The 9,261-nt window shown below is 29.8% G+C and carries 6 protein-coding genes and 1 pseudogene; 3 read left to right on the forward strand and 4 right to left on the reverse strand.

All coding sequences use genetic code 11. The features are described from left to right. Positions 1-244 (forward strand): annotated as a pseudogene (locus ABJD66_RS16915) (histidinol phosphatase); the annotation flags it as partial. A gap of 51 nt (positions 245-295) precedes the next feature. Here the strand turns inward: ABJD66_RS16915 and ABJD66_RS16920 are convergent. Genes ABJD66_RS16920 through ABJD66_RS16935 form a run of 4 tightly spaced genes read right to left on the reverse strand, consistent with a single transcriptional unit; the run spans position 296 to position 6,485 of the window. Beyond that, positions 296-2,665, reverse strand: a complete 2,370-nt coding sequence (locus ABJD66_RS16920; protein WP_348133839.1) for a polysaccharide biosynthesis tyrosine autokinase — start codon at positions 2,663-2,665, stop codon at positions 296-298. Between the two features lie 21 nt (positions 2,666-2,686). Next, complete coding sequence (locus ABJD66_RS16925; RefSeq protein ID WP_303542519.1) at positions 2,687-3,460, reverse strand: polysaccharide biosynthesis/export family protein; 774 nt, start codon at positions 3,458-3,460, stop codon at positions 2,687-2,689. A gap of 8 nt (positions 3,461-3,468) precedes the next feature. Continuing rightward, the gene (locus ABJD66_RS16930; RefSeq protein WP_348133843.1) at positions 3,469-5,400 is read right to left on the reverse strand and encodes a nucleoside-diphosphate sugar epimerase/dehydratase; all 1,932 of its coding nucleotides are present in this window, start codon (positions 5,398-5,400) and stop codon (positions 3,469-3,471) included. Continuing rightward, complete coding sequence (locus ABJD66_RS16935; protein ID WP_303542515.1) at positions 5,397-6,485, reverse strand: DegT/DnrJ/EryC1/StrS family aminotransferase; 1,089 nt, start codon at positions 6,483-6,485, stop codon at positions 5,397-5,399. Before ABJD66_RS16935 ends, ABJD66_RS16930 begins: the two co-directional genes overlap by 4 nt. 415 nt (positions 6,486-6,900) lie before the next feature. Here ABJD66_RS16935 and ABJD66_RS16940 point away from each other — a divergent pair, with 415 nt between their 5' ends. Beyond that, positions 6,901-7,989: a glycosyltransferase family 4 protein gene (locus tag ABJD66_RS16940; RefSeq protein ID WP_303542513.1), complete on the forward strand. Its 1,089-nt coding sequence runs from the start codon at positions 6,901-6,903 to the stop codon at positions 7,987-7,989. Further along, positions 7,986-9,191: a DegT/DnrJ/EryC1/StrS family aminotransferase gene (locus tag ABJD66_RS16945; RefSeq protein ID WP_303542511.1), complete on the forward strand. Its 1,206-nt coding sequence runs from the start codon at positions 7,986-7,988 to the stop codon at positions 9,189-9,191. The genes ABJD66_RS16940 and ABJD66_RS16945 overlap by 4 nt, the downstream gene beginning before the upstream one ends. Positions 9,192-9,261 lie beyond the last annotated feature (70 nt).

Genomic DNA, 9,261 nt, shown 5'->3' on the forward strand with positions numbered 1-9,261 from the left:
TTACAATTATCATAAGGAGCTTGGTACATTTTTTCAATTAAATCTATTGTCTTTGTGTAATTATTATGGTCCAGATGTACACAAAACAGCTTTAAAGTTATTAGACAACAAAATGTATAACTTTATTGGGTCTGACATACATAATATTAGACAATTAAAAGTCCTAAAGGAGATTAAACTTCCGCTTAAAACAATAGAGTTGTTAAAACCTATTATAGAAAATACCAACTACAATTTTGGTTAAAAAAAAGTCCCAGTTAAAACTGGGACTTTTTTTATGTTAATTAATGTGCACTTATTTTTTAAATATATGCCACCATCTTTTTTTATTAATTCCATAACCATAGCCATATTTACCTCCGTAGCCTAAATCAGATTCAGGAACATCATTAACAATAAAACTCAGGTTATTAATTTTACCCTCTTCTTTTAAATGAATTGGGTGCTGAATTACTTTATTTTCTGTAGAACCAGCTCTAGTAACATATAGTAACTGATCTGCATACTTACTAATTAATAAGGTATCTGTAACTACAACCATAGGAGCTGTATCTACAATAACATAGTCATATTGCTCAGATACTTCATCTAATAAAGTCTTCATTTTATCACTCATCAATAATTCTGCTGGGTTTGGCGGAATTTTACCTGAATAAATAATATCTAACTCTGTTTCACCATGCACAGTAGACTTAATAATATCTTTTATTTTTATATCTGATGTCAAATACTCCGTTAAACCAACGTTCTTAGATCGTTTATTTCCTTTTTCCTCTGAAGTATCAAAAAAAGTATACAGTTTAGGGTTTCTTATATCAGCACCTACCAATAAAACCTTCTTTTCTGTATTAGCAAAAATAAGTGCTAGATTAGAAGCTAAGAAAGTTTTACCCTCTCCAGAAACACTAGAGGTAACGTATACAATGTTATTCTTTTTACTATTGTTTTTAGACTGTATTAGATAATCTATATTAGTACGTAAAATTCTAAAAGACTCAGCTTGTACAGATCTATCATTCTTTTTAACTAACCCTGGATTTTTACCCAAACTTGGTATCTCTGCTAAAACAGGAATTGAACCAACTAACTTTTCCAAGTCTAGTTTATTATGAATTTTATTATCTAACAATTCCTTAATGTATATTATAGAAAAAGGAAACAATAACCCCAAAATTAGAGATGCCAAATAAACAATACCTTTTTTGGGTGACACAGGATCTTTACTAGAATTGTAAGCGGCATCTATAACATCACATTTAGGACTAGTGGAAGCTGCAGTAATTTGAGCTTCCTCTCTTTTTCTAATTAAATATTGATATAAAGCAGCCATATTATCTTGATCTCTAGATATCTCATTTAAACCTCTAGAATTACCAGCTGCAGAGTACAATTTAGAATTAGATTTTGCTAACTGCTTACTTAAATTATTTGCTCTTACACTATAATTACTTGCTACACTTTTTAAGTTAGATACAATATTACTTTTCATACTATTCATCTGCTGTGTAAGCTGAATAACATCTGGGTGTGATTCACCAGTACTCTCCAACAATCTTTTACGTTGCATTGCTAATTGATTGTAACTGCTAACTGTACCTTGCACGGCACCATTATCCAAGTTTGACACGATTAGTCCATAACCAGATTCATTCGATATAGAGTTTACCATTGACTTAGCAATATCCAATTGCACGGTTGTAGCCTGTAATTCTTGCTCACTTTGCGCACTAATATTCATATTTAAGTTAGACTGGGAAGCAATATCTGTAATTCCTCTACCCTCCATAAAATTTTCTGCAGTAGAATCTATCTCTGTAAGGCTAGAATATATTTTTGATATTCTATTGTTGATAAATTCAGAAGTTCTATCTGCTAGTATTTTTTGGTTAGATATAGCATTCTGATTATAAATCATTATAAGCGTATTTAAGATATCCCTACCCTTTTCCTTATTAGGGCTATCTATACTTAAATTAACAATATTCGATTTTTCTTTAATTTGACCTATTAACACTTTACCTTTAAAATATTCTGCAGCTTCATCTATAGGAGTCAAAGAAATTTTATATTTAAAACCAATATACTTTTCAATAATATCACTTTTAGGTTTTATGATTACATTGCCTATTTCTGTCTTTAACTCACCTCCAAAATCTTGATTTTTTGCAGGTTCATCCTCTGTATCACTGAAACCTATTTTATCCTTAGAAACTATATTTATATAGAAACTCCCTTTCTGTCTAAATAAAACAGAGTCCTTATCCTTAAAATCTAATGTAAAAGGATATGCCTCATTATATACCTCAGAATTAATGACTTTACCAATTGTCTCTATTTTAAAATTAAGATTTAATGTCTTTACAACTTGTATAAAATTAGACCTAGAAACTATTGTTTCTATTTCATCTTCCACTTTATTTTTACTACCAGATAAAACTTCTAAATCTTGAAAAGCACTTAACTCAGAAGTTGATGTTTTATCTTCTATAATTTGAATTCTAGCTGTAGAATTATATAATGGCACAGAATATCTAAGCTTTAAAAAAGCTATAGTAAAAGCAATAAGTAAGCATACAGCAAACCACTTCCAATGTCTAGTATAAGTTGAAATTATAGACTTTAAATCAAAAGACTCTTTTGGAAAATTTTTATTATTTGAACTCATTAAGTAAATCTATAAAATAATTTAATTACGTGTTATTAATAAAACAGTAGAAGTTATCAATACAGATGCTACCGATACAATAATACCTGCTCTACTATCTTGGTTAGATGCATTAATTGCAGACTTATTAGGCTCAACGTAAACAACATCATTCTGAGTTAAATAAAATGCAGGAGAGTTAACAGCATCCTTAGAGGTTAAATCTATTCTAATGTAATTACGAACTCCATTAAAATCTCGCATTACCAAAATATTATCTCTACGTCCTTTTATTCTTAAGTCACCAGCCAAACCCAATGCCTCCATAATACTAATACGCTCACCATTAACAGCGTATGTACCAGGCCTATTAACCTCTCCGCTTATTGTAACTTCAAAATTCTTTAAGCGTATATTTATAATTGGATCCTTAATATATGATGCTAATTTTTCGCTTAATTGATTTCGTAATTCATTTGGAGATAAACCTGCAACTTTTATTCTTCCTAGAATAGGAAAATCAATCATACCTTCCAAATCTACCAAATAATCAACTTGTTGTGGAGTAATACCACCTTCTTGTGCTCCTCTGTATAAATTAAAAGGTCTTCCTGCTTCTGGAGTTATTCCTGATACAAAAATACTTAGTAAATCATCTACTTTAAATTTAGTAACAAAAACATCCTCATTCACTATAGTTTCGTAATTGGAAGCATCTTGAAAATAAACCACGTCCTTTTTTGATGCACATGAAATGGTCATTACAACTATAAATAACGGTATTATTTTTTTAGAAATAAATTTAAAAATTTTCATAATTCAGTTTAGTTAATGTTTGTTAGTATTTCTTTATTAGTGTTTTTTTCTTTTTCAATATCTACCTTACAAAGGTCTGAATTGCTAGAAATAAATTCAGGCACAATATCTTTCATTAGACTTACGGTGTTAGATTTAAAAAACATATTGTTTACACAAAGCTCATCTATTAAAGAGCGTATTTTCACATAATCTAATTCTCTAACCTTACTAATCATTATTTTTTTATGATAAGTTGGCATTGTATTTTCTCCGTTTGCTAATAGTTCTTCATATAACTTTTCACCTGGCCTAAGTCCGGTTATCTTTATATCCATTTCTTCTGGATACTTTAAACCACAAAGTTTAATCATATTTTTAGCTAGATCAAATATTTTAACAGATTTACCCATATCAAATATAAAAATCTCTCCTCCTTCTCCCATTGCTCCAGCTTCTAAAACCAATTGAGATGCTTCAGGAATAGTCATAAAAAAACGAGTCACATCTTTATGAGTCACTGTCAAAGGACCTCCTTTATCTATTTGTTTTTTAAACAATGGAATTACAGAACCATTAGAGCCAAGCACATTTCCAAAACGAGTAGTAATAAACTTTGTTTTATTTTCTTGTTGCATACAGCTAATATACATTTCTGCAATACGCTTAGTGCCTCCCATCACATTTGTTGGGTTTACTGCTTTATCTGTAGATACAAAAACAAACTTATCTACATTATGTTGCATAGATAAATCTGCCAATACTTTAGTGCCAGCTACATTAATTTTTATAGCTTCATAAGAATTATACTCCATCAAAGGCACATGTTTGTAAGCTGCAGCATGAAAAACAATATTAGGTTTATGCTCATTAAAAATATAGTTTAATCTATTTTTATCTCTAATATCTCCAACTATAGGAAAAAAGTTATGATATCCATTTTGCTTTAACTCTTGCTGTAGATCATAAAGGGCAGATTCTGCCTGATCTATTACAATTAAAGATTTGTAATTATACTTGCAAATTTGCCTTACAAGCTCACTACCAATAGATCCTGCTCCACCAGTAACAACAACAACTTTATCTTTTAACTCATCAGAGATTTTAGAGTTTTCAATAGTTATTGGTGCCCTATCCAATAAATCTTCAATCTGCACTTGCTTAATCTGAGAAAATTTAAGCTCACCGTTGATCCAATCTTCTACTGGTGGAACAATTTTCACTTCAACAGGATAATCTACCATACTCTCAACCAACTCTCTAAGGGCAGTTGGATTTATATTTTGAATTGAGAATATTACTTCAGAAATACTATTATTAACTAAAAACTGTTCATTTAAATCATTTTTAGCATAAACATTAACTCCATTAATACTTTTCCCAACTTTTTTACTATTATTATCTATATAACCAACAACCTTAACGTTTGACTTAGAATGGTTTGTTATGGCACTATGCGTAATAATACCTGACTCTCCAGCCCCATATATCAAAACTCTTTTAGTATTATGTAAGCTTTTATTTATGATGCTATTATATAGAGATTTAAATAAATATCTGGAAGCTGATAATGCTAAAAAAGCAATTAAACTATGTACAATAATTATTTGCAATGGAATTGTTATCCAATTGAATAAATCCATTTTCTTATTAGCTAATACTAATAAAATCATCAAAATACTAGACAAACAAATAGCATTAAAAATATTATACACATCTTTTACTCCTGTATGCCTTACTACTCCTTTGTAAGACCCTGTAATTAAAAAAGCAATGGCAGCAACTACTGCTACAATTGGAATTTGATATGGTAATTGCGCTACATCAAATTCTAAGGTTAAATTATATCTAATTAAATAAGAAAGTATAAAAGCTACTATCATAACTACAACATCTATAGCTAAGACCAACCATTTAGAGGCGTATCTTGTTACATTGTTGTTTAAGTAATTTTTAATCATTTTAATACTGATTTTATTTTATCTATTATTCTTTGCTGATCTTCTTTTGATAAATTTGATCCGCTTGGTAAGCATAAACCTCTATCAAATAAATCTTCAGAAGTACCATCAACATAACTTGGATAACTTTCAAAAACAGGCTGTTTATGAAGCGGTTTCCATAATGGTCTTGATTCAATATTATCAAGCTCTAAAGCTAATCTTATTGATTCTCTAGTTTCATAAGAGTCAGTTAAAATACAAGTTAACCATCTATTAGAGTAAAAGCCTTTTGGCTCTTCTAAAAAAGAAATGTTACTATATTTCTCTAATTCTTTCTTATAGGTATTATAAATGCCTCTTTTTGCCTTAATACGATCCTCCAAAACATTCATTTGAGCTCTTCCAATACCTGCCAAAATATTACTCATTCTATAATTATAACCAATTTCAGAGTGTTGATAATGTGGTGCAAAATCTCTGGCTTGAGTCGCATAAAAAATAGCCTTCTCCTTCAATTTTGAATTTTTAAATATAATGGCTCCACCCATAGAACACGTTATAATTTTATTTCCGTTAAAAGAAAGAATACCTAAATCTCCAAAACTACCACACTTCTCATTTTTATACTCACTTCCCAATGCTTCTGCACTATCCTCAACAACAGGTATGCCATATTTTTGCGCAATACAATTAATTTCATCAATCATATAAGGCATACCATAAAGATTAACCGCAATAATAGCCTTAGGCTTTTTCCCTTTCTTTAACCTATCTTTTATTGCTTTTTCTAACAACAAAGGAGACATATTCCAAGTACCACTTTCACTATCAACAAAAATTGGTGTCGCTCCCAAATAAATTATTGGATTAGATGAAGCACAAAATGAAAAACTTTGACATAAAACTTCATCTTCTTTTCCAACACCTAATAACATTAATGACAAATGTATAGATGCGGTTCCAGAACTAAAAACAGCAACATCCATCTCATTATTTATATAACCTCTAAGAGACTCTTCAAAAGAAACAACATTAGGTCCCAGTGGAGCAATCCAGTTAGAATCAAAAGCTTCATTAATATAGCGCTGTTCCTCTCCACTCATATGTGGTGGTGAAAGCCATATTCTTTTGTTAACACTCATATAAATAATAAATTAATAAATCAGATAATACTTTGGGGGATTTACCAATTACAAATCTAAATAATAGTAAGGCCTTGTTATACATTTTTTTTTTTATTTCGGCAAACTAAATATTATTCTCGCTTAACGGCAAACAACTACACCAATGTATTTATTTTTTAAAAAATTATAATCCACAATAAGATACAAAACGTATGTAATACTGTAATTAACAACTGATAATCAATTAACCAACACTAAAAACAATTTTCCCAATACAAAAAGGTCAGTTTAACAGCATAAAAGTGGTGTTCAACTAAAATAGTATTCAATTAACTAAAATGATACTTAAATATTAATTTTAAAATTTAAATTTGAAAAAAAGTTACGATTTATAATGAGTAAAAAAATTAATATCTGCTTAGTTGGAGGAGAAGACTCTTACAAAAGAATTGATCTTTCGCAACACCTCATTGCAGACAACTTTAATGTAACTATACTTGGAACAAAACAGCATAATTTCCCAAGAAATATTAACTTTATTAAATACAATCTTAATAGAAAGTTTAATCTGATATCTGATTTTAAGACGATCATAGAATACAGGCAAATTATTAAAAAAAATTCTTTTGATATAATACAAACGTTTGATACAAAACCTGCTTTTTTACTACCTATAGCTGCTATTGGATTAAATACAAAAATAGTACGCACTATAACTGGTTTAGGTACTATTTTTATGGGTAATTCTTTTAAATTCAAAATATATAGATTCCTATACAAAACCTCTCACTTATTCATAAAAAACAAAGTAAAACATACTACTTTTCAAAATGAAGACGATAGAAACTACTTTTTAACAAATAAATTAGTTTCTAAAGAGAATAGTTCTCTAATATATGGTAGTGGTATTGATTTAAATAAAATTAACAAAAAAGCAGAGCGAAAAAATATAGATTTCACCTTCTTACTTGTTGCTAGATTAGTATATGAAAAAGGCGTAATAAATTACCTGGAAGCTGCAAAAATTTGCAAGAAAACAGGGCATAATTTTAATTTCTTATTAGTTGGCCCTTTAGAAGAAGATTCGACAAAATTAAACAAAGAAATTTTAAATTCATATAAAGATGTAGTCACTTGGGTTGGACCGAAACCTGATGCCTTAGATTATATGTTAAAGGCCGACTGCTTTGTTCTCCCAACATTTAGAGAAGGTTTTTCTAGAGTATTACTAGAATCATCTGCTATAGGATTACCAATGATTACAACGAATGTCCCAGGAACAAGAGAAATTGTTACTCACGAAAAAGAAGGTTTACTTGTTAATGTAAACAACTCACAAGAACTTGCAAATGCAATGATACGTTTAACTAGCGATAAGAATTTAGCTGACAAAATGGCTATAAATTCTATTAAAAAGGTTAAACAATTTAGTCTAAACGTAATAAGTAAAGAATACACTAACCTTTATAAAAATATAGCATGAAAATTCCTTTTTCTCCCCCATTAATTAACTCATACGTCAAGGAAGAAGTTAATGATTCATTAGATTCTGGATGGATTACTACTGGGCCAAAAGTAAAAAAATTAGAATCACAAATTAAAAATTTAACTAATGCCCCAGAAGTATTATGTGTTAACTCTTGGACATCTGGTGCAATTTTAATTTTAAAATGGCTTGGAGTAGAAGCTGGAGACGAAGTTATTATACCCGCGTATACTTATTCTGCAACAGCACTTGCGGTAATACACGCTGGTGCAACGCCCGTTTTTGTAGATATTAGTGATGATTTTAACATCTCTACAACAGAAATAAAAAAAGCTATTACAGCAAAAACAAAAGCAATCATACCTGTTGACATTGCCGGATGGCCTTGTGATTATACCGAATTAAATTCTATCGTCGAGACTAGCAAAAAGCTATTTACTCCCAATGGCGACGTTCAAGAAAAGTTAGGGAGAATTATGATTATTTCTGATGCCGCTCACTCCATTGGAGCAACATACAACAATTTAAACACGGGAGTTCTTGCAGACATAACTATTTTTTCTTTGCATGCTGTAAAAAATGTAACTACTGCAGAAGGTGGTGCTATATGTTTAAATATGCCATCTCCTTTTAATAACGAAGAGTTATATGGGGTTTTGAGGTGTTACTCCTTAAACGGACAAACAAAAGATGCCTTTTCAAAAACTAAGGCAGGTGCCTGGAGGTATGACATTATCTACCCTGGTTTAAAAATTAATATGCCAGATGTTTTAGCTGCAATTGGAGTAGGACAAATGAAAACATATTCAAAAGAAACTTTACCCAAAAGAGTAGAAATTTTTGAAAGTTATAATGCGCATTTTTCTTCTAAAAAATGGGCCATTATACCTCCTTACAAATCAGAGAATAAGCAATCATCCTGTCACATTTATGCCTTAAGAATAAAGAACATTAGTGAAGCACAAAGAGATGAAATTATTAATTTAATTTCCGAAAAAGATATTGCTGTAAATGTACATTTTCAGCCATTACCGTTGCTAAGCGCATTTAAGAATATGGGATACAAAATAAATGATTTTCCTGTTGCTTACAATCAATATAAAAATGAAATATCCCTTCCAATTTATCCTCAGTTAAAAACAGAAGAAATAGAATACATTTCTAAAGAAATAGTAAATGCAATTGAAAAAGTAGTGTAATGAAAAGATTATTTGATTTTATTTCATCTTCTATTGGTATTTTTATACTTCTTCCTGTTTTATTATTAAT

The sequence above is a fragment of the Cellulophaga sp. genome (assembly GCF_039943695.1).
In the GTDB taxonomy this organism is placed as follows: Bacteria; Bacteroidota; Bacteroidia; order Flavobacteriales; family Flavobacteriaceae; genus Cellulophaga.

Excerpts from the sequence above, each read along its gene's own strand:
- ABJD66_RS16920 (WP_348133839.1), bottom strand. The coding sequence starts at position 2,665 with ATGAGTTCAAATAATAAAAATTTTCCAAAAGAGTCTTTTGATTTAAAG.
- ABJD66_RS16925 (WP_303542519.1), bottom strand. The coding sequence starts at position 3,460 with ATGAAAATTTTTAAATTTATTTCTAAAAAAATAATACCGTTATTTATA.
- ABJD66_RS16930 (WP_348133843.1), bottom strand. The coding sequence starts at position 5,400 with ATGATTAAAAATTACTTAAACAACAATGTAACAAGATACGCCTCTAAA.
- ABJD66_RS16945 (WP_303542511.1), top strand. The coding sequence starts at position 7,986 with ATGAAAATTCCTTTTTCTCCCCCATTAATTAACTCATACGTCAAGGAA.
- ABJD66_RS16935 (WP_303542515.1), bottom strand. The coding sequence starts at position 6,485 with ATGAGTGGAGAGGAACAGCGCTATATTAATGAAGCTTTTGATTCTAAC.
- ABJD66_RS16940 (WP_303542513.1), top strand. The coding sequence starts at position 6,901 with ATGAGTAAAAAAATTAATATCTGCTTAGTTGGAGGAGAAGACTCTTAC.